The following is a 940-nucleotide window of genomic DNA, read 5'->3' on the forward strand; positions in this document are numbered from 1 at the left end:
CATTCCCGTTTGAAAATAGGATGATGAAATTATTGGATGCAGGGATATTGAACGCCTCGAAGAATTGGACAATGCCATTCAACAATTCGAACGTGACATTGTAGGAATTAGCCATTCACTTCGAAGGTAGGTTAGATGGCGTGCTAGATATTTAGCAATTTAGGCTGACACAGAATTCTGAACGCCCTCAGTTAGTTGTCGCCTCAAGTTAAATTTTATGCCGCCCGCATTTCTTCTTTTTTCTCCGGATTTAAATTTACTTCATTTATCATTGACCAATCTCGTGACTTTCCTGACCAGCGACTTGGGTTATTCAATTTAGCAGCGTCGTTTACCTGCTGACGCTTGGCTAATATTTCTTTATCTAAACCTGAATGACGTTGGTTTGGCGTCACAAATTTTATACCACTGTGTAGATGCTCATTATTGTACCAATCAACGAACCCACTTACCCATTCTCTTGCTGCGCTTATATCTTCAAATGCCTTTTCTGGGTATTCTGGGCGATACTTTAACGTTTTAAATAGCGACTCAGAATACGGATTGTCATTACTTACTGATGGTCGACTAAATGATGGTACAATGCCTAACTCCTGTAATGTTGCCAACAATGTCGCGCCTTTCATTGGGCTACCATTATCTGAGTGCAACGTGACTTGCTCGCGCTTTATTTGCTCTCTACTGCAAATATCCTTCATTAAGTCTGCGGCTAATTCACTTAATTGTGTGTCGTAAACCTGCCAACCAACAACCTTTCGGCTAAAAATGTCCATCACTAAATATAAGTAGAAAAACTGCCCTTTTACGCTCGTTGGTAAATAGGTGATATCCCAAGTATATACTTCATTTGCACGCACGGCCTTGAATGCTCTTGGCTTTTTCATTGGCTTAGTTGGTTTCACTTTTTCTCGATGCGTTAATAAGTTATGTGCCTTCATAA

General features: G+C 40.2%; 1 protein-coding gene. It reads right to left on the minus strand.

The features are described from left to right. Positions 1 to 215 precede the first annotated feature (215 nt). The coding region (locus tag CWC30_RS18330) for an IS3 family transposase (RefSeq protein WP_138627484.1) at positions 216 to 940 on the minus strand (725 nt) is incomplete at its 5' end.

The organism is Pseudoalteromonas sp. S4741 (assembly GCF_005886135.1).
In the GTDB taxonomy this organism is placed as follows: Bacteria; Pseudomonadota; Gammaproteobacteria; order Enterobacterales; family Alteromonadaceae; genus Pseudoalteromonas; species Pseudoalteromonas tetraodonis.